This window comes from Paenibacillus sp. BIC5C1, from assembly GCF_032399705.1.
In the GTDB taxonomy this organism is placed as follows: domain Bacteria; phylum Bacillota; class Bacilli; order Paenibacillales; family Paenibacillaceae; genus Paenibacillus; species Paenibacillus taichungensis_A.
In genome coordinates this window covers 2930296-2950670 of the sequence record NZ_CP135922.1, presented here as the reverse complement: position 1 = coordinate 2950670, position 20375 = coordinate 2930296, and the positions used below count along the sequence as shown (strand labels likewise).

The following is a 20375-nucleotide window of genomic DNA, read 5'->3' as shown; positions in this document are numbered from 1 at the left end:
TTCATTACAGGGATGCGGTGCCGAAGACTGAGAGCACCCGAAAAGAACATGCCGCCGAAGTTCACTCCCGAGCCGATTGCTGAAGAGCTATTCCTCATGGATATAGCTTCTAGGACAATCCGTTCCTTGCGTTAAAAGGTCAAAGTGAGAAACAGATCGGCTGTATTCAATCAGCAGGACCGTTTCTAATTAGGGTGGTACCACGGCTTCTTCGTCCCTTACGGATGAAGGGCCTTTTTGTGTTTTTTTATAAATCTAAATTGAAGGAGTGGATCAGCATGGATCAAAGCATGAACTTGGAACAATTAAGAGGCCGATTGAGTGAGATTAATCATAACCTCCTGCACTTGTTGTCAGAACGGGCCCAAATTACACAGGAAATTGGTCAAATCAAGGAAAAACAGGGTGTTCCCAAGTTTGATCCGGTTCGCGAAAAAGAAATGCTGGAGGAACTGACTGCCGCCAATCCGGGGCCTTTCCAAGACGATGCCATCAAACTTTTGTTCAAACAGATTTTCCAGGCTTCCTTGAACCTCCAGGTCGACGAACACAAGAAACAACTGCTCGTTAGCCGCAAAAATCAGCAGGAAGATACTGTCGTGTCCATCGGAAACGTCAAGGTTGGAGCAGGCAAACCAATTATGATCGCCGGACCGTGCTCGGTTGAAAGTTATGAGCAGGTACGCGAGGTCGCAGCAGCGCTGAAAGAAGCTGGCATTACCGTGATGCGCGGAGGTGCATTTAAACCTCGTACTTCTCCATATGATTTCCAGGGACTTGGAATCGAAGGATTGAAAATACTGAAGGAAGTTGCCGACGAGTTCGGACTGAAGACAATTAGTGAGATCGTGCATCCAAGTCATATTGAACTGGCTGGCCAGTATATTGATGTCATCCAGATCGGTGCCCGTAACATGCAAAACTTTGAACTGCTCAAGGCTGCCGGGGATGTTCAGATTCCTATCCTGCTGAAACGTGGTTTGGCGGCAACCATTGATGAATTCGTTCATGCTGCGGAGTACGTTGTCTCCCGGGGGAACAAACAGGTTATGCTGATTGAACGCGGTATTCGCACCTATGAAAAAGCAACACGCAATACACTTGATATCTCTGCTGTGCCGATTCTGAAACAGGAAACCCATCTGCCTGTACTTGTGGACGTCACCCACTCTACCGGGCGTAAAGATATCCTTGCGCCATGTGCCAAGGCAGCTCTTGCTGCGGGTGCAGATGGTGTTATGGTTGAGGTTCATCCGAATCCGGCGGTAGCCCTCTCGGATAGCGCACAGCAATTAAACATTGAGCAGTTCCACCAGTTCCTCTCCTCTGTGAGACAATCTGGATTGCTGAAGGATCAATAGGTTATTAACAATAAAAGCCTGACTAAAATGTGTGGTTCATACGAAAAACGGTATGATCCTACATTTCTCAGGCTTTTGACCATTTTAATCTTTTAATTCTCATCTTAATCTCTATACATCGGCTCCGCTCCAGTTTCTCAAACCTCAATAATAATGGGCAGGATCATCGGTCTTCGCTTCGTCTGGGCGTAGATGTAATGACCGATCTCATCTTTCAGCTTTCTTTTGATCACATTCCACTGATTCGCTCCGCTTCCGGTTAACTCATCCATCTTGTTCTGAACCAGCTCATGAATCTCTTTCATGAATTCTTCGGAATCTTTCACAAATACAAAACCTCTGGAAATAATCTCAGGTGCTGTTACCATATGTTTCTCCGTTTTGCTCAACGTAGTCACAATCACCAGCATTCCATCGGATGACAGCTGCCGTCGGTCACGCAGCACGATATTCCCGACATCGCCCATGATCAGACCGTCGACCAGACTGTTGCCAGAAGCAATTTTGGGACCAGGAGAAGCCACGCCGTCTTTGTACTGAATCATATCCCCATTGTTCACGATGAATACATGATCCCGTTCAATCCCCACGGACTCCGCCAATTGTCTATGCTGATACAGCATTCGGAACTCACCGTGAACTGGAATTAGATAATCAGGCTTCATCAGGGTCAGCATCAATTTGAGTTCTTCCTGGCTGCCGTGTCCTGATACATGCATGCCTGCTGCACCGCTTGAACCGTAAATGACGCGAGCTCCGAGCACATACAGATTATCAATGACATGCGCAAGATTGCGTTCGTTCCCCGGGATCGCGCCAGCTGCAATAATAACGGTATCTCCAGGTGCGATCTTCACATGAGGATGTTTGGAGGCGGCCAAACGGGATAAAGCAGCCATCGTTTCCCCCTGACTTCCCGTACAGAGTACAACGACCTCATCAGGTGGAAACTGGTCCGAATCAATAGCCTCAATGATCAGCCCCTCAGGTACATCCAGGTATCCCAATTCACTGGCTACCGACACTACATTAATCATGCTTCTGCCCAGCAGTGCCAGCTTGCGTCCCGTCTCGAATGCTGCATTTACAATCTGTTGCACCCTGCTTACGTTGGATGCAAAGGTTGAAATAAACACTTTTTGTTTGGCACGAATAAACGCGTCCAATATGTGGTCACCTACGACACGCTCGGAAGGGGTGAACCCGGGTCTCTCTGCATTGGTGCTCTCGGACAACAGCACATGCACACCTTGTTTGCCAATCTCGGCCATACGGTGCAGATCGGGATACGGCCCATTTACAGGTGACATATCAAACTTGAAATCCCCGGTATGGACGACATTTCCCCCAGGTGTCTGAAAGAAAATACCAAGGCAATCCGGTATGCTGTGACTAGTTGCAAAAAAAGAAACCTGAACTCCACCCAGCGTTATGCTGGATTTGGAATCAACCGTATGCAAGTCTGCTTTGCGCAGCAGACCATGCTCTTTCAGTTTCAGTTCAATCAATCCTCGTGTCAGTCTGGATGCATATACCGGAATATTGATTTGTTTTAACAGATAAGGAATGCCGCCAATGTGGTCTTCATGTCCATGAGTAACCACAAGCGCCCTCACCTTGTCCTGATTTTCCAGCAGATACGTCACATCCGGAATGATGAGGTCAATGCCCGGCAGAGTTTCATCCGGGAATTTGGAGCCACAGTCGATGACAATGATGTCCTGATTATATTGGATAAGATACATGTTCTTGCCTATTTCATTCAAGCCGCCAAGTGCCGCGATATACAATTTGTTGTGGGCGAGATTCAAATCGGATGCATCCTCCTCTTCGTTACAGTAATAGCATTGATTCTTTGCATTTTTCTATGTATTTTTAGTATGGAAATTCTGACCGTAGTTATGCATTTCGCAGCTGTTTCCATACAAAAAAGCCACAGCGGAGAGCTTCTCCACCGTGGCCTGCATCATCCTATACGAAAGATTTATCTCGTTGAAGCAAAACTTCCTGCTCATAGGTTTTGATCTCAGCAATCCACTGTTCGCGTACAGGTACTTGCTGTTTGGCACAATAATAATCCCAGATCGCGCCGAAAGGATAGGACTTGAATTCTTCCGTCAAAGCAAGGCGGAGGGTGTAATCCCCTTCCAGTTCCGCTGATTTCAGAGCATCCACAGGTTCCAGCATCGCACGCAGTAAAGCTTTAATCGTGTTGCGTGTGCCAACTACCCACGCAGCAACCCGGTTGATGCTTCCATCAAAGAAATCAAGTCCGATATGTGTCGTTGGTAGCAGATCATGACGTACCAATTCGCGGGCAATTTCCAGCAGCTCATCATCCATAATGACAACATGGTCACTGTCCCAACGCATTGGACGGCTGACATGCAGCAGAATGCCGTTAGTAAACAGGGCAAGTGAAGACAGTTTGTTCGAGATGACTTCTGTTGGGTGAAAATGTCCGGCATCGAGACAGATTAACGTATCATTTTGAAGTCCATAGCCCATATAGAATTCATGAGAACCAACGACATACGCTTCGGAACCGAGGCCAAACAGTTTACTCTCGACCGCATCCAGATGATACTTCGGATCAAGCTTCTCGGCAAATACCTCATCCAGTGAATCTTTCAGCCGCTTCCGCGGTGTCATCCGATCGACCGGATTATCTTTGAACCCGTCCGGTACCCACACATTGGTTACACAGGTCTGACCCAATTGCTCACCAAAGTATGCGCCAATGCGGCGGGATGCTTTGCAGTGATCTATCCAGAACTTGCGAATCGCCGGATCGGAATGACTTAGCGTGAAGCCGTCACTTGATTTTTCATGCGAAAAGCAGGTTGGATTGAAATCCAGACCAAGCCCTTGTTCTTTGGCCCATTTCACCCAGTTCTCATAATGCTTCGGCTCAATCCGGTCCAGCTCCACTTGTTCGTCCGTATCCGCATAGATTGCATGCAAATTGACCTTATGTTTGCCAGGAATCATAGAGAAGGCTTGCTCCAGATCTGCCCGAAGCTCTGCTGGTGTCGTTGCAGCCCCTGGATATTGACCTGTAACGGATATTCCGCCCGTAAGTTCCCCGTCTTTATTCAGAAAACCTTTCACATCGTCCCCTTGCCAACAGTGAACAGACACTTTGATCTCTGCGAGCTTCTTCAGCACTTCATCCGTATCAATTCCATGCTGGGCATATAATGATTTGGCTGCTTCATATGCTTGCTTGACCTGATTTTCCATGTGCGAGAACCCTCCTTATTATCGTGTAAATGCTGCTGGCACACCGCCGTCAATCGTCATCATGCAACCGGTTGTTTTTTCCGATTTGGATGAGGCAAAAAAGGCGATGCCTTCCGCAATATCTCTAGGATAAATATTGACGAGCAAAGTTGTACGTTTACGATAGTACTCTTCCAATTGATCCGGTTCGATACCATAGGCTGCTGCACGTTCATTTCTCCATGAACCGTTCCAGATTGCTGAACCTTGCAGGATGGCATCCGGGAGAATTGTATTTACACGAATGCCGTATTCCCCACCTTCAGCTGCGATGCAGCGGGCCAAATGAGCCTCAAGTGCTTTGGCTGAGCTGTAAGCTGAGGCGCTTTTGCCTGCATAGACTGAGTTTTTGGACCCAATAAATACCATACTGCCGCCAATCCCCTGCTGCTTCATTAACTTGAACGCTTCGCGTGCTACGAGGAAATACCCCGTACCCAGCACACTCATGTTCAAGTTCCACTCCTTCAACGATGTTTCGTCGAATGGACTGGAGGTGGCCAAACCCGCATTGTTCACGATAATATCCACGCCGCCATATTGTATGGCAACTTCGGCATATGCAGATTGCACGGCTTCCTCATCGGTCACATCCATCTTCAATGCATATGCGCGATTAGCACCATATTGATCGTTAATTTCCTGAGCTACCTTCTGCGCCCCTTCAAGGTTAAGGTCCGCAAGAACGACATGCGCCCCTTCGGATACCAATCTGCGTGCGGTTTCACTTCCAATTCCGCCGGCACCCCCGGTAATAAACGCCACTTTGCGGGAAAACTCATTCTCCGCCGGAGCCAGCGATAATTTGTAAAGCTCAAGCGGCCAGTACTCTACATTGTAGGATTCATTGGCGCTGAGGGATACGAATTGGCCCAGACTTGTCGCACCGCGCATAACCGCAATGGCTCTATGATACAATGCCCCGCTTACCTGGGACAGGGCCCAGCTCTTGCCTGTGTTGATCATGCCCACACCTGGGATGAGAATGACACGAGGTGCAGCTTCGAACATCACGTCACCATCATTTTTGTTGCTCTCAAAATATTGTTGATATTGCTCTTTGTAGGCAGCCACGCCTTCCACCAGCTTGGATTTCAGCCCTTCAATATCCTCCGCGTCCGGTGTCCAATTGATGAATAGAGGTACCACTTTGGTATGCACCAAATGATCCGGGCACGCCGCGCCTACCTGTGACAGCTTCGGCGAATCCACTCCACCAACAAAGGCAAGCACATCCTCCTGATCGTCAAAGGACAAAATCATTTTTTTGCTGTCGGATACCGCTCCCCGAATGGTTGGCATTACTTTGGATACGATCTGGCGACGAACTTCTGCCTCAAGCGCAGGATGCTTCTCTCCACCGAACAGGCTTCCTTCGTTGACACGTGCTTCAATGAAGGCTTCCGCTTCATTAATAATTTTGATCGTCTGCGCGTAACACTCTTCCGATGTTTCTCCCCAAGTCACAAGTCCGTGCTTCTCCATCAGAACCAGTTCAGCATTCGGATTTGAGAATACGCTTTCAGCAATCATCTTGGACAGTGTGAATCCGGGACGCACATAAGGAACCCATACAAAGCGATCCCCGTAAATCTCTTTTGCCAGTTCTTTTCCGTTATCTGCACAACACAGACTAATAATTGCATCCGGATGGGTATGGTCCACATGTTTATATGGAAGGAACGCATGCAACAACGTCTCAATGGATGCACGCGGGTGTTTGGAATCGATCATGCAGTGCCCCAGATATTCGACCATTTCTTCATCCGACATGGATTCACGTTCGATTAATGGACGAATGTCTTCAAGTCCAAGTCCTGTAAAATGCTTCGCCTGCATGGAAGCCAGGTCCGATCCACTACCTTTTACATACATCACTTCTATATCACGGCCGCGAAAATCTTTCACCGTCGTTTTGGTAGACGTGTTGCCTCCGAAAATGTTACATACACGACGATCTGCCCCAATCAGATTGGATCGGTAGACCAGTTGCTCCAGTCCGGTTGTTTTCTCCGAAGCCTGTGATGAATTCCATAAACTCTGTACCATTTGTTCCCCTCCGATAATGTTTGTTTTATTCCTAATCAGAGTTTATCATCTTTGTTTTGTTTTGAAAATAAAAGATTTTAAATATAAACGGAAGAATTCAAAAGATTTCTGTTTTGGTGATTTTTCTTTCTATAAAAAAACACCCTGACGTGTTGGTCAGAGTGCTTGAAGAGATTTTTGGGTCACAACAAGCTTAATGTCACTCGTTGATTGGATGAATCTTTTTCGAAAAGCTAGGCCCCATAGACTCTAGTAGATCCCTGCTTTTTTTGAAGTGTTTTTAATTCCATACGTGTCGTTGACGACTGTGTTTCCAAAGGATGTCAAACTTCCGTTAGGACCCGTAGCCAAGTCCAAATAGTTCAAATCAGAGCTGTTGCCATACCAGGACCACGCGAGCCAGCCTACCCCTTTTTCCTGACCATATTTCATGATCGCATATTCATCGACGTCCCCATTCGTGTGGTATCCACCGAACTCACCGATGATCAGGGCCAGACCTTTGTTCAATACGCTCTCCATGTTGGATTTAACGGTTGCCGCATCTTTACCGGCATATTCATACATGTGAATCGAGAATACAGTATTTTTCTGCGAATCCGCTGCAAATACACTTTGTCCATAATCCACGATGGATTGCGGGTACTGCCCCCAGCCTGCTGCATCCACGATCAATGTATTGTTAATACCGGCATTTCTCAGCTTCGGAATCGCTTTTTTGTATCCGTCAGCCCAGGCACTGCCGTTCCATGTTCCATACCATTCGTTCGCAATATTTACGATAACCCTGTCTTCTTTGCCTATGAGTGCTTCCTTGATGCTAATCCAGTAGTTCACTGCTGCATCCAACGAATTATAGTCATCCTTCCCTGTTGCATCATGTACTTCTAGCACCGCAATCATTTTGTTTGCGCTTACAACATTAATGATGTTTTTAACAGAGTTCAGATCGTCTTTGGTGTACTGCACACCATTGGAGAGCACAATCCGTACGGTGTTGGCACCTGTTTTGGCAATCGCAGGAATAGCTGTGTTCAGGTCGTTCTTAAACCATGAATGTCCATGATTGACACCTCTCATAACAAATGCCTTGCCAGTGGAATCGTACAATTTGCCTCCACTTACATAAAATCCTGAAGCAGCAGACACTTTGGGTGCAGCACTCCCCAGAATCACCAACATAAGTGCAGCAATTACGGTAAAGACTGTACATTTTTGCAACTTGACCATTCGTTAGAACCTCCTACATTTTTTTGTTTATTTCAATTAACCCTGCTCAAGGCAATAAGTTAACTAAAATCAAAAGCAACTCATAATTCCATAAAGTTATTATTATAAGTATATAACTTTATTTAAGATACATATTTTAAATTAATTTACCTTATCGTTAAGGTTATGGACATATAATAAAATGAAAACGCTTACCGGTCAAGTTATTTTTACCATGATAAGGAATTTATTTTGTACTCACAACCTCCCCCATCAACATTTGGCAATCCCCCTAAACACTGCAAATCGTTTTCGAAATAAAGAGAGCACCTCGTTCACCCCTAAAAGAAGTGAATAGGTACTCTCTGTTTCTTAATCATGGTCAATGGATATCATCTACGCCGAGCAAAGTCCACAAATCTGAACTTGTCCGGGCGGTGCCTTGCCTCTGTGAATTGGAATTGACTGGCATCCTCCAGGTAAACCTGGCTCCTAACCACAACTACATTGTGGAAACCTTCAAGATCAAGCAATTCCCTATCCTCAGCGGTAGGTTCCTCCACCAAAATTTCCTTTTTGGCAAAAGAGATGGTCAGCCCGAGCTCTTCCTCAATGTACTCGAAGATGGAGTCATTACATATTTCCTTGCTCAAACCAGGGATAAGCTTCTGACTTATATGGTCCTTATCGAGAATGACATGTTCTCCATCCACTTTCCGTACACGTCTGATCTCCCAGACCTTTTCATTCAGACCAAAATTGATTTTCTTGAACAAGGCTTGATCAACCTTTTTTTCTTCAAAAACCTTAACGTACGTTTTGGCCCGATGTCCCATTTTTTTAGCCAGTTCCTTGAAGCTAACAAGGCCCGAAATAGGAAAATCAATTTTACGTATATCCAATACAATGGAGCCCTTACCTTGAATTTTCTGGATATAACCTTCTTCAGACAGCATTTTCAGCGCTTTGCGAATCGTCTCTCTTGAAGTTTGATAACTTTCCGATAAATCCAGTTCCGAGGGAAGCAGCGTGCCTGCTTCAATTTCTCCAGTCCGAATACGAGCTGCAATATCTTCATAGATTCGGATAAATTTATTATTCATCATTCATCACCACTGTCCATTACCCTTTTTTTATCATATTGGCAACCTATTATAACATTAAAAGTCGAATAACGGATAATGTGGCTGCTGAGGAGGATGAAATGATAATTTCCATGTGATTTAATTCAGGTCGTTCATATCCGTTTTTGACGTGTTAACCTTACCGTCTATGTCAATAATCGTTCCTTTATCATCCATAGTTCGGTTCTCTTCTTCCATAGTTTGGTTCTCATCAATAATACGAATCAGTTTGTTCAGTCGGAAGATCAGGGCTGCCGCCTCGGATCTGCTTAGGTGCTGCATGGGTCGGAAACTTCCGTCTTCGTACCCGGTAAGCATGTACATTCCAGCAAGCTCTTCAACCTCTTCTTTGGCCCAATCGGACACATCCATCTGATCCGTAAAGGCACGACGTGAAGTTGTGGGTTCTGGCTTGATTTTGCGAATAACATTCGCAATGATCTTCGATGCCTGTTCCCGTGTTACCAGCGCATATGGAGCAAACTTACCATTCCCCATGCCATGTACCATACCACGACTTACGGCTGCTTCGATCTCTGGAGCAAACCAATCCTGATCGTTCACATCCCGAAAAGCATGCTGATATTCAGCAGACGTGTCCACCCCCATTAATCGCACAATAAGTGCTGTGAACTCAGCTCTTGTAATGGGGCGACGGGGTTCGAAGCGGGTTTCACTTACACCTTGAATGATACTTTGCTCTGCCAGCCATATAATCTGATCTTTATTGAATGTTTGACCAATATCAATGAACTTGACCTCTTTCTTGGCTGCTGTTTCCGCTTTGTCATTTTGCACAGGTTGAGTTGCTCCGGACTGGGCATTCTCCGGTTTGGAGGAAGTTACAGGTAAACCGGCTCCACTTCCGCTTGATGGTGGATACGGCATAGTTACAGCCGTGGCCTGCTGGCTTTCACTTTTTTCCCCAGCTGAATTTTCAGTCCACAATATGACATCATAGCGCTGCCCACCCGTTAATCCTGTCCAGATGAAGCTTCGATCCTTTCCGCGATAAATCTCCCGCCCACTACTGGAAAGCACGATCGTTTCATTCAAGGATTCCAGCTTCCAACTCAACGCAATGCTGCTTGTGCTCTGGGTGATCGCTGAAACAGTGAATTTTTCTGATGGCAATGTCTCGAACTCAGGTACATTGACTGTCTCTCCGTCTCCCGCCTCATTAAAAGGCACAATAGAAAAGTCGGAATAGCGCTGGGCACTTTTCAATTCAGTTACATGTATCGATGTTTCCATTGTTGTCTCAATCAATTCTTCTTCCTGATAGATGCGATAGCCTGCTGCACCAGGAATCATATCCCATACAATATCTGCGCCATACTGAGTACGTTCTTCCACTTGAGGTGGAGAAGGAATTTTTCCAGGCAGTGTTACTGCTGTTAGATTGAAACCGACCTCACTCTTACCGGAAGCATTAACGGTTTTAATGGTATACACATAATTCACACCTGGCTCAAGCCCCCGGTCCTCGTAATAAGGCTCGTCAATAGACACTCGGCCGACCTCCGCACCGTCACGTTCAATGATGAATTGCTCGGCCCCCTTGACACGGCTCTTTTCGAACTGAAGTTGTATGCTATCCTGTGTCGAACGATATTCCACTTTCTTAGGAGCTTCCGGTTTGGTCAACAGCGTATACTCAAGCTTATGTGATGTATCCCCCTGGTCGTTCTCGGTATACAGTTCGATGGAGTAGTTCGTTCCACCCTGCAGTTCATTTACGATATATTCTTTTTGTTTACCTCTATACAGCTCGATACCATCCATTAGAATCACAAACGTTTCGTTGGAATAAGGAAAATCCCACTCCAGTCTGGCATGATCCGTCTCCGGATATAGATTCATCTCAACAGAATCGACATGAGGCAGCGTGAAAAATGGAGCAATGATCATCGGACTTCCATTCCCCGCCGTATTAAAAGGAACGATCTGTACTTGATCATATTGAGCTGCGCTGGTAAGTCCATTAAGAGTAACCTCAGTCAAATCACTCTCTGTAATGGTTATGAATTCATCATCGGCTATCATTACAATGTACCCCTCTGCCCCTTTAACCTTTTTCCATTTAATCACTGCCTCCGTTTCTTCAATCACATCTGGATGCAGTGTTTCCGTAATTGTTGCAGGAAGTGTACGCAATTGAACATCAAATCCCGCATCGCTATCGCCGGAAGCATTCGAAGTCTTAACCGTATAGGTGTATCTCTCCCCCGGCGTCAGGTCATTGTCGACATAAGAAATACTGTCAGCCGGAATGCGGTCGATTTCAAGATCATCTCGCAAAATGATCAACTGTTCCGCGCCTCGTGTGGCGCTGCCACTCAGATCCAGCGTTGCCGATTGATCGGTTACCGCAGCAATACTTGCTGTTTGTGGGGATATGGGCTTGGTCAACAAAAGAACCTGAACAGGAGAAGAACGGTGACCATCCTCATTCATAACAGTAAGTTCAAACGTATACGTTGTGCCATCCATTAAACTGGCGAGATGAGCCGATGGTTCGGACACAGTCTGTACTTCCCCCGTTGTCTGATTGCGTATTTCATATGCGGCGGCTCCCTTTACTGCTTCCCACGCCAGATCAAAATAGTGAGTTCCTTTGTTCACTGTAATCCCATCTGAGGATAGTGGCAGCGTTTGAGTTGTTATTCCATAGGTAAGGGAAGCACCTGTACCACTTGCATTAACCGCCCGGATCTTGTATGTATATTTCGTGCCTGGCGACAAATTCTCATCTACGAATCGGGCTTCACTCGCATCCATGCGAGCAATTTCTCGTCCATTGCGTTCAATGATGTATTCGTCTGCACCTTTTACCCCTGTTTTGGTAAAATCCAGACTAAGACTGCTTTCCGACACTTCCGATGCCTTAATCTCAACTGGTTTCTCTGGCAATGTCAGTATGGATATACCTGTCGCTTCGGATGGGGTCCCTTGTCTGTTCACTGCAACAAGTGTGTAATGATGGATCGTTCCATCCTCAAGTCCTGAAATAAGGGTCATAAGCTCTGTTCCACGGTAAATCTCTTTGTTCCCCTGTTGAATTACATACTCCGAGGCACCTGCTACCGCGGCCCATGACAAGTTGGCTTTATGAACCCCAGGTTCAACTACGATCTCTGAAGGCGATGCTGGTTTGGATAATCGAATCAAGCTGGCGGACTGACCGACTCCAGACATGTTCACGGCCTGTACTTCCACTAAATACTCCATGCCTGGCAACAATTCTTCAGCCGTATAGGCAAGTCCAGAAGTTCGACCTACTTCGGTCCCATTGATATTCACAATATAGGATTCAGCTGTATTTACAGATTCCCATTCTACTCCAATACTTGTTTCATCTGTACGTGTCACTTTGAGTCCTTCAGGTCTGGTTGGCAAAGTAAGCAGCTCACCGCTTGTGGGTGCACCATAACCAGCGGCATTTCCGGCCTCCACTTGATACGTGTAGTGGCGACTGGCTGATAACTGATGGACTTCAAGCTGGGTATCTGATATCTCATAACTCTGACCCTCAACAACGACCCGGTACTTCGTAGCTCCGGGTACTGCATCCCATCTGAGTGTTGCTCCTGCTTCAGTCGGCTGTACAAAGTGAAGACCTGAAGGACTCTCGGGAAGCGTCGTTCCAGATACTCGATTGGATTGACCTTGTCCACTTCCATTGCCAGCCTGAACATCCACCTGAACCAACGTTCCCGCGGTCAATCCAGTTAGCAGATATTCATGGGTTCCAGCAAGCAGCGTCTCACGCTTTTCCCCATTCACAAAGACTTCGTATCGCTCCGCGCCTCTTACAGGATCCCAACTGAGACGCATGCTCGTTGTTGTCGCATTATCTATACTCAGGCTTTCAATGGCCCCCGGCAATGTCATCAGCTTCTGCAAGCTTGTTACCGGGCCTTCTCCTGTCTCGTTTGCGGCCAGCAATTCATAGCTATACTCTGTTCCACTATCCAGACCTGCGTCCACATACTGCGTTTCCAATCCTTCGTAGATTCCTTCTCCACTGCGTGAAAGGCTGTAATACGTAGCTGAAGTTACCGTCTGCCATCCCAGAGAGATCTCTTGCTCCCGAATCTGCACTGCTGCAAATTCACCGGGTGCTGCAGGCAATGTCAGGAATCCCGCCCTGCTGCTTTCTCCTGCACCACTCTCATTCAGAGCTGTGACCGAAATCGTATGAATGCTCCCCGGGACCAAATTGGTAATGTACGGGAGATTGGAAGAATCGGAGATCGTCTGGTCAAAAACAATTCTTCCATCCGAAGTTGCAGCTGATATACGGTACGCAGTAGCTCCTTGAACCGAATCGAAATGCACTTCTGCCAGCTCAGGCTGGAAATCAACTTTTCGAATTTGTAATGATCCCGGAGCCGCAGGAATTGTCAGTGCACGGACTGTAACTGCATCACTTATACCCGTATTGTTTCGAACTCTCACTTCATAATCATAGGCTTGCCCACCACTGAGGGAATGATCAACGAGCGTATGTTTAGGATAATCCAGCGTCCAAGACTGGCCTGTCGTATGGTTTATAATTTCATACTGATACCCGTTGGTGTACCATTCTCCGGTGGGCAAATCCCACGTAAGTTCTGCCGAAGTTTCACTGATCTGTGTAACGCTCGCATTTCCCGGCTGTTGTGGCTTGCGCTGGATCTGATAAGGTGCTGATACGGTCTCATATGTATTCCCTGCCACATCCATTGTTTTGGCATGAATATACCAAATGCCTTCGGATTCAATTGAAATTACAGGCTCATTCGAGCGAGCTTCATTCCAATTGTCTGGCGATACGGTACTGTTGCTTACACTGTACAATCGTGAAATTTCATCTATACCCGAATCAGAATCTTCATATTGAATGGTAGCAGATAGATTAGTGTCACTCCAACCCTGTCCATTCGGTGTAAATGTAATCGTTGGAGCGACCAGATCGACATAAGCCGTACGACTGATCTCCTTGCTAACGTTTCCAACAGCGTCTCTCGCTCTGGCTCGAATTACGTTGGGGCCGTTTGAACTCACTGTGCCGGAGGTTCCTGCAATATACGGGGCACCATTCAAACTATATTCATACGAAATGGCATGTTCATCTACGCTGCCAGCAACCGTAAATTGTACAGCTTCCTTGCTCCAGCCGGACTGACTTAATGTAATAACCGGCTCTGTTGGAGCGGTCTTGTCCAGTCGAATTAGTGCTTTCGCTATAGTGCTTACATTTCCTACCTTATCAAGTGAGCGTGCATATACTGTGGTTTGTCCTTCTTCGGTAACCTTCACTTCTCCGGTGTAATCGATCCAGGGGCCTTGTTCGTTAAGGCGATATTGGCTTTTGGCAAGTCCACTGCCTGTATCTTCACCACTGGTTATTTCAAAGGACACATCCTGATTCGTCCATTCATCATCACTAAGTATAATCTTGGGCTCATCAGGCCCTGTCTTATCGATCCGGGCAGTGGCTGAAGTTGAAGCACTGACATTAAAGGCCCGATCCACACTTCGCGCCTGAATCTCGGTGTTTCCTTCCGTATTAATGGTGAATGGCTCTCGATAATCGACCCAAGTCCCTTCCCCTCCAAGCCTATACTGCGTAACACCCACCCCACTTGCTTCATCGGTACCTGCCGTTAACGTCACGGTTACTGCAGAGTGGGTCCATTCCGGAGGATTTAACGAGATGACGGGAGGCGTCGGAGCTGTACGGTCCACTCGCGCTGTAACAGAAGCCTCCTGTCCTGTATTGCCAAATGCATCTATACTGCGTGCAATAATGAGTGTGTTTCCTTCAGAAGCAACCGTGATGGGAGCAGTGTATTCCTTCCATTCTCCTCCAATCCCCAGCTTGTACTCAGTCTTTTGTACACCACTTAAGGCATCCGAGCCTGCTGTAATCGTAACCAGGACATCTTCCTTGGTCCAAGAAGAAGGATTTACTGCTATCAAGGGGGCAGTGGGACCGGTTGTGTCCTTTGTGATCTGACCTGCAGAGGTAAATGCAGTCTGTATGCCTTCTCCATTCAGTGCTGCTACATATACGTTATATAATCCGTCAGCAAGTCCAGTTAACGCAAGTTCAGTACGAGTTGATGAAGTTGTACCCGATGCAAGCACTTGTCCGACGGAGTTACGTATTTCCGTTCTGTAATTCGTTCCAGCAGGATTGCCATTGTTGTTCCAACTAGCCGTAACGAAGTTTCCTGATTGGCTTACAGCTGCATCGCTTGGTGCATTTGCTAGTGTAAATTTGCTAGCTGGACTTGAATATCCCGTATACGAATCGACTGTATTTTTGGCGCGCACAGCAAAAGAATATTGAGTATTCGGTGTAAGTCCGGTCACTTGCCGACTATTTGTTGTACCAGTATCGAAGCTCTGATTCGTCGTTACATTTTTCAATTCATACCTCACAGAAGCATCATTTGCCTTCTTGTCCCAGTTCACGGTCAGATTATTATTGTTAACCGATGTAAATGTCGGTGTTCCCGGAACAACGAAACTTTTCACCGTGAAATTGACCGTGCCTGCTGAGGAGACTCCTCCCTTGTCATCCATAACCCACACCTGCAACGTATGTGCGCCATCTGCGAGCGTATCCGGCAATGTGTAATTCGTATTAAATGACTGATTGGAACCTGTAGCCGTCATCTGTGTCAGAATGTTTTCAGTGCCTCCGTCGATCGACCATTTGACAGTCAGAAGATCTCCCACATCCGTATCCCGGGTTGTACCGGAAATTTGAAGCTGTTCCCCTTTGTAATAGGTTTGACCCGAAGAAGGGGCCGATAGTGCAAATGAAGGCGGTGCATTTTTGGGACCAATCCCCACAATCGTCGAAAATTTGCGTGAAGTTTGGTTCGCGGTTGCTTTGCCGTTCCACCAGAACTGCGCAGCGGTATCCGTTGCGGTAACAGTCTGCCCTGGCGTAAAAGAAGATGGAGAGGAACCACCTGTTAGCTGCGCATTGTCCGGGCTATTGTACTGTCCCATGTAAATGCGATCCGCGTCCACGACGTTATACGTGTTAGCATAAAAAGCGGTTACCTGAACACCGCCACTGTAATTGCGCCATCCGTTCTCAATCACTTCAAACGGAGAAGCATCGTTGCCATTCACCATCGTATCCCAATAGAACGTACCTCCCAGATTCAGCGTAGAGCCGCTGCGGTTAATAGCCTCCAATTCCACCTTCATATAACCGCCCTGAGATGTAGCATTAACGATAGATACACGCAAAATATACTCTACATTGTCTTTCTGCCTGGACATTTCAATTACATTGTTATTGATCCGATAATAGTTAAGGGGCAACGACTTAAAATTAATGGGTGTTCCGTTATGATCAATAATGGTGGATACATTCCCTGTATCGCCACCGTAGAATACGTTTGTATTTGGAAGCAGCACAATTCTATATTTGCCATCACTATTCATTTCCACTTTTACCTTGGAGGATTGAACAGCCTTCATGCTGGAAGTATCGGATACAATACTGATGGTTTCCACAGCTTCAGCCATAATGGCCGTTGAGCCCCATTCGACCAGCAAGGCTTGGGGTGACAGCAGGGCAAATGCCAGTACCACTTTGGTAAGCTGCTCGGCCTGTTTTTTAATACGCTTCTCAGATTTCTTCAACGTCTGCTCTCCTTTTCTACACACCAAAAAAAAGAGGCACCCCAACAAAGGAACAAAGTCCTCTGTTGGGGTGCCTCCCCTAACAAGTGTCATTTTTTCTTGATTATAACGATTCGAATAACGAAAGTAAATACTTAAAAATGCTGAATATTGTCAATTTACGAATGATTGATTATAACGAATGGCTGAGAAACCACTTGTACAATTCCGGGTTGTTATAAGTTTCCGTCCAAGCATCGTGATCGCCTTCAGGGTATATCGTCAGCTTCACATCCGCGTTCAACGCTTCAAGCGCATGAACAATCTTTTCGGATTCCGTTACATAAACGACGTCATCCTTGGCCCCATGGAACGCCCAGATCGGTATATTACGCAGTTCTTCCGCTTTGGAAGGATCCGCTCCCCCACATACAGGAGCCAATGCAGCAAATGTATTGGAATTAAACAGTGGCAGATCCCAAGTACCATACCCGCCCATACTCAGACCTGTAAGATACACCCGTTTCGGGTCAGCAGCTTCGTTCTCCAAAACATGTTCCAGAAGGGCCATGATAGCTTCGCGATGCATACCCCAAAATTCGTCCACTGGACATTGCGGTGAAATCACGATAAACGGGAAACTTTTGTCCTGATCGGCAATAAGCGGAACCCCGTGTGCTTTAAGCATTTCCAGATCATTACCGCGTTCCCCAGCACCATGAAGAAACAATATGACAGGCCATTTCTGGTCTGCAGCAAGTGGTTCCTCCTTCTCAGGAATGTGCAGCAAATAGTTCAAATTGACGGTTTTGGTGATTTCCTTTACCAGTCGATGTCCGGTTTGGGACATATGCTCGCCTCACTTCTCATCTCTGATTTTCAACAACGCCTCGTCCAATACTCCGACCACCTTGTCACACCATGCATCAAATTCAGGATCTTCGGTCTGCAATTCAGGATGTGCAAGAATATATTCTATCGTACTCCGGATTCCTTGATCGGCCCGAATCGTTGCCACAAATTCCGGAACAAGCCTTTTTAATTTACTGTTATCAAATACAACCGTATTCGCCTTGTCTCCCAGCAGACCGCCTCGAAGATCCTGATCACTGCATGCAGCCAAAAATTCGGAAGATACATGAACCGCATGAAGTTTGACACCAAGCACTCCTGCGATAATTTCATAGATCTGATTCCAGGTTACTGACTCGTCCGAGGTAATATGTACCGATTCACCAATGGCGTGAATGTTGCCCATAAGGCCAATAAATCCTTTGGCAAAATCACGGTTATGCGTTATGGTCCAGAGCGATGTGCCATCTCCATGAATGAGGACAGGTTTGTTTTCACGTATGCGCTTGAGGACCTGCCAGCTTCCCTCTGCCCCGTGTACACCGAGAGGCACAGAACGTTCACTATACGTATGGCTTGGACGCACAATGGTCACTGGAAATCCTTCTTCACGATACAGTTTCATCAAATAATCTTCACATGCAATTTTGTTGCGCGAATATTCCCAATACGGATTGGATAATGGCGTACCTTCTGTGATCCGATAATCAGCAAGCGGTGTCTGGTATGCAGATGCCGAACTGATAAATATAAACTGCTTCGTTTTATCCTTAAACAAACGGTAATCTCTCTCCAGCTGAGAAGGTACAAATGCGATAAAGTCTGCGACAACATCGAACTCCAGGTCGGCAATCAGCTCTGCAACCCGTGCTTCATCGTTAATATCGGCTTGCAGCACTTTGATTTGAGCAGGCAAATTATCATTTTGATTTCCCCGGTTGATCAAATAAAGCTCACAGCCTTGCTTCGCAAGCTGATCGGTAATTGCTGTACTGATGGTACCTGTTCCTCCAATAAATAGCGCTTTCATATTTGGCCACCTCCAGATGAAATTGATCACTAGTCCATGATATCATGCACACAAAAGAGGAGCAAAGATTCAAATGAAGAATCTTTGCTCCTGTCCACTATATGACCTTAATTGTTCCGTAGATCATGTACATACCGCAGTGAATTTCATATTCACCAGGTTGGACATCCTTGTCTACAGTATAGTAGTTGTTTCCTTTTTGCATGTAAAGATCCATGCCCAGCTTGTCAGCCGCTACCGATTTAACATGCGTAACCTTACGAGTAAGGATAAAGTTAATTTTGGTTGGAACCCCGGCTTTAACTTCAATAACATTAGGTTCAAAGCCGTCGTTACTTACATTAACATCAACAACTTCATATCCCTTCAAGTCCTCCGGCGTCTCGGCTTTGGCCGTCACGGCACTTCCTGAGCCTGGGGACATGTCCTTGCCCATAAAATACACCATAAAAGATCCAAGCAGCACAACTACAGTAATTCCCAGCGTAAGCCAAGGCCAGGTTTTGCTAATCCAGCTTTTCATCTCAACGCTCCTCTGTCTATGTTCCCATTCTATCGATACTCTTCTTCAGCATACCCCATCCGGTTGAAATTGAAAATGACTCGAATGGGCCATATCAACGGTATGTTACTTAGCCAAATAAATATATTCATCAAAAAAGAGCCTGAATCACTCAGACTCTTTCAGCTATAGCTATTGTCAATATCGTTCTATCTATTCACCAATCAGGAATATATAGGTGTATTTCGACTTCGTCTCATCCGTAACTTATAGATCTCTGGCAGCGCTACACCAATCAGCACTATGATAACCCCGATCCATTGCAATGCGCTCACATGCTCGTGAAGCACAATGGATGAGAGCAGGACAGCGATTGGGAGCTCAACCGCACCAAGAATTCCGGCCATGTCGCCACCAATATGAGGCACACCTACTGCGAACAGTACTGGTGGAATAAAAGCTCCGAAGAAACCAAGCAACAATCCGAAAACAAGAAGTTGACTCCAAATCAACCCGTTAAACAGGAATGTCGGTGGGAACAGAATGCACAGCAAGACCAGACCCCCGGTAACCATCCAGGCACTGCGAAAAGCCGGATGTGCTGTTGGAACGGCTTTACCACTAAACAGCACAAACAAGGAGTAACTTACAGCTGCCATCAAGCCAAGCGCTATACCCAAGCCGTTAAACTCTCCGAGTCCTTGTTCCAGAAAACCAGCTGCCAGCAATGTGCCGCCAAACAGGATAATCAAAGTTAGGAATGTTACTTTGTCAGGACGCTGACGTTTGCTCACGGCCTGAATCAATACGCTAATCCACGTAAATTGGAACAAAAGAATAATGGCCAGTGACGCGGGAATATACCGCAAAGACTGATAATAGACAAGACCGGTAATAACCGTCGGCGTCCCTGCAGCCATCAACAGCAAACGCTGCTTCCACGTTAATTTCTGAAGCGCTTTTGCCACGGCCGCTGATGGTTTTCCATCTGCCTGTGACTTCCGTTTCATTCTAAACTTCGAATATAATGCCAGCATCCAGGACAGGATGAAGCCCGTGATCAGCTGTGTGCCCACGACCTCTCCAAGTTTGTACCCTTCGCCGTAAGCCAGAACCACAATTGTGGATAATATGCCATAGCTCATCGCTCCTGCGAGAACGGACAGATAATATTTCATTGTAGATAAACCTCCTGATGATCGAAAAATGCGTCCGCATGTTTGATCCATGCCAAGGTCACAGACACCATCCAAATGCAAAAATCCTAACTACGAGCAAGGAATACAATGATTCCCTGGCATCGTAGTTAGGAAGTATAGGCTTCCCGTAGA

At 46.3% G+C, this 20375-nt stretch carries 11 protein-coding genes; 1 reads left to right on the top strand and 10 read right to left on the bottom strand.

From position 1 onward, the window contains the following. Positions 1-278 precede the first annotated feature (278 nt). On the top strand, positions 279-1361 hold the full coding sequence (locus RS891_RS13490; RefSeq protein WP_113052304.1) for a bifunctional 3-deoxy-7-phosphoheptulonate synthase/chorismate mutase: 1083 nt from the start codon (positions 279-281) through the stop codon (positions 1359-1361). A 137-nt stretch (positions 1362-1498) separates the two neighbouring features. On the opposite strand, the gene RS891_RS13485 is transcribed toward RS891_RS13490, so the two are convergent. The 10 genes from RS891_RS13485 to RS891_RS13440 form a co-directional block, all read right to left on the bottom strand. After that, the gene (locus RS891_RS13485; protein WP_113052305.1) at positions 1499-3172 is read right to left on the bottom strand and encodes a ribonuclease J; all 1674 of its coding nucleotides are present in this window, start codon (positions 3170-3172) and stop codon (positions 1499-1501) included. A 160-nt stretch (positions 3173-3332) separates the two neighbouring features. Then, the gene (gene rhaA, locus RS891_RS13480; protein ID WP_315795553.1) at positions 3333-4604 is read right to left on the bottom strand and encodes an L-rhamnose isomerase; all 1272 of its coding nucleotides are present in this window, start codon (positions 4602-4604) and stop codon (positions 3333-3335) included. 18 nt (positions 4605-4622) lie between these two features. Further along, entirely contained in the window at positions 4623-6692 is a 2070-nt protein-coding gene (locus tag RS891_RS13475; protein WP_315795552.1) for a bifunctional aldolase/short-chain dehydrogenase, read from the bottom strand. A 249-nt stretch (positions 6693-6941) separates the two neighbouring features. After that, positions 6942-7874: a glycoside hydrolase family 5 protein gene (locus tag RS891_RS13470; protein WP_397333650.1), complete on the bottom strand. Its 933-nt coding sequence runs from the start codon at positions 7872-7874 to the stop codon at positions 6942-6944. A 419-nt stretch (positions 7875-8293) separates the two neighbouring features. Then, positions 8294-9004, bottom strand: coding sequence for a trehalose operon repressor (treR, locus tag RS891_RS13465; protein ID WP_083679056.1), 711 nt, complete (start codon positions 9002-9004; stop codon positions 8294-8296). A 120-nt stretch (positions 9005-9124) separates the two neighbouring features. Continuing rightward, positions 9125-16681, bottom strand: a complete 7557-nt coding sequence (locus RS891_RS13460) for a fibronectin type III domain-containing protein (RefSeq protein ID WP_315795551.1) — start codon at positions 16679-16681, stop codon at positions 9125-9127. Between the two features lie 172 nt (positions 16682-16853). After that, positions 16854-17510: a carboxylesterase family protein gene (locus RS891_RS13455; RefSeq protein ID WP_315795550.1), complete on the bottom strand. Its 657-nt coding sequence runs from the start codon at positions 17508-17510 to the stop codon at positions 16854-16856. A gap of 9 nt (positions 17511-17519) precedes the next feature. Further along, entirely contained in the window at positions 17520-18542 is a 1023-nt protein-coding gene (locus tag RS891_RS13450; protein ID WP_315795549.1) for an SDR family oxidoreductase, read from the bottom strand. A gap of 97 nt (positions 18543-18639) precedes the next feature. Beyond that, positions 18640-19065 carry a cupredoxin domain-containing protein gene (locus tag RS891_RS13445; RefSeq protein ID WP_113052311.1) on the bottom strand — a complete coding sequence of 142 codons (426 nt, stop codon included), beginning with the start codon at positions 19063-19065 and terminating at the stop codon, positions 18640-18642. Between the two features lie 203 nt (positions 19066-19268). Further along, complete coding sequence (locus RS891_RS13440) at positions 19269-20222, bottom strand: EamA family transporter (RefSeq protein WP_090897067.1); 954 nt, start codon at positions 20220-20222, stop codon at positions 19269-19271. Positions 20223-20375: the final 153 nt, after the last annotated feature.

What these genes read in the sequence shown, in the direction of transcription:
- RS891_RS13490 (WP_113052304.1), top strand. Translation starts at nt 279, where the DNA reads ATGGATCAAAGCATGAACTTGGAACAATTAAGAGGCCGATTGAGTGAG.
- rhaA (WP_315795553.1), bottom strand. Translation starts at nt 4,604, where the DNA reads ATGGAAAATCAGGTCAAGCAAGCATATGAAGCAGCCAAATCATTATAT.
- RS891_RS13475 (WP_315795552.1), bottom strand. Translation starts at nt 6,692, where the DNA reads ATGGTACAGAGTTTATGGAATTCATCACAGGCTTCGGAGAAAACAACC.
- RS891_RS13470 (WP_397333650.1), bottom strand. Translation starts at nt 7,874, where the DNA reads ATGTTGGTGATTCTGGGGAGTGCTGCACCCAAAGTGTCTGCTGCTTCA.
- treR (WP_083679056.1), bottom strand. Translation starts at nt 9,004, where the DNA reads ATGAATAATAAATTTATCCGAATCTATGAAGATATTGCAGCTCGTATT.
- RS891_RS13455 (WP_315795550.1), bottom strand. Translation starts at nt 17,510, where the DNA reads ATGTCCCAAACCGGACATCGACTGGTAAAGGAAATCACCAAAACCGTC.
- RS891_RS13450 (WP_315795549.1), bottom strand. Translation starts at nt 18,542, where the DNA reads ATGAAAGCGCTATTTATTGGAGGAACAGGTACCATCAGTACAGCAATT.
- RS891_RS13445 (WP_113052311.1), bottom strand. Translation starts at nt 19,065, where the DNA reads ATGAAAAGCTGGATTAGCAAAACCTGGCCTTGGCTTACGCTGGGAATT.
- RS891_RS13440 (WP_090897067.1), bottom strand. Translation starts at nt 20,222, where the DNA reads ATGAAATATTATCTGTCCGTTCTCGCAGGAGCGATGAGCTATGGCATA.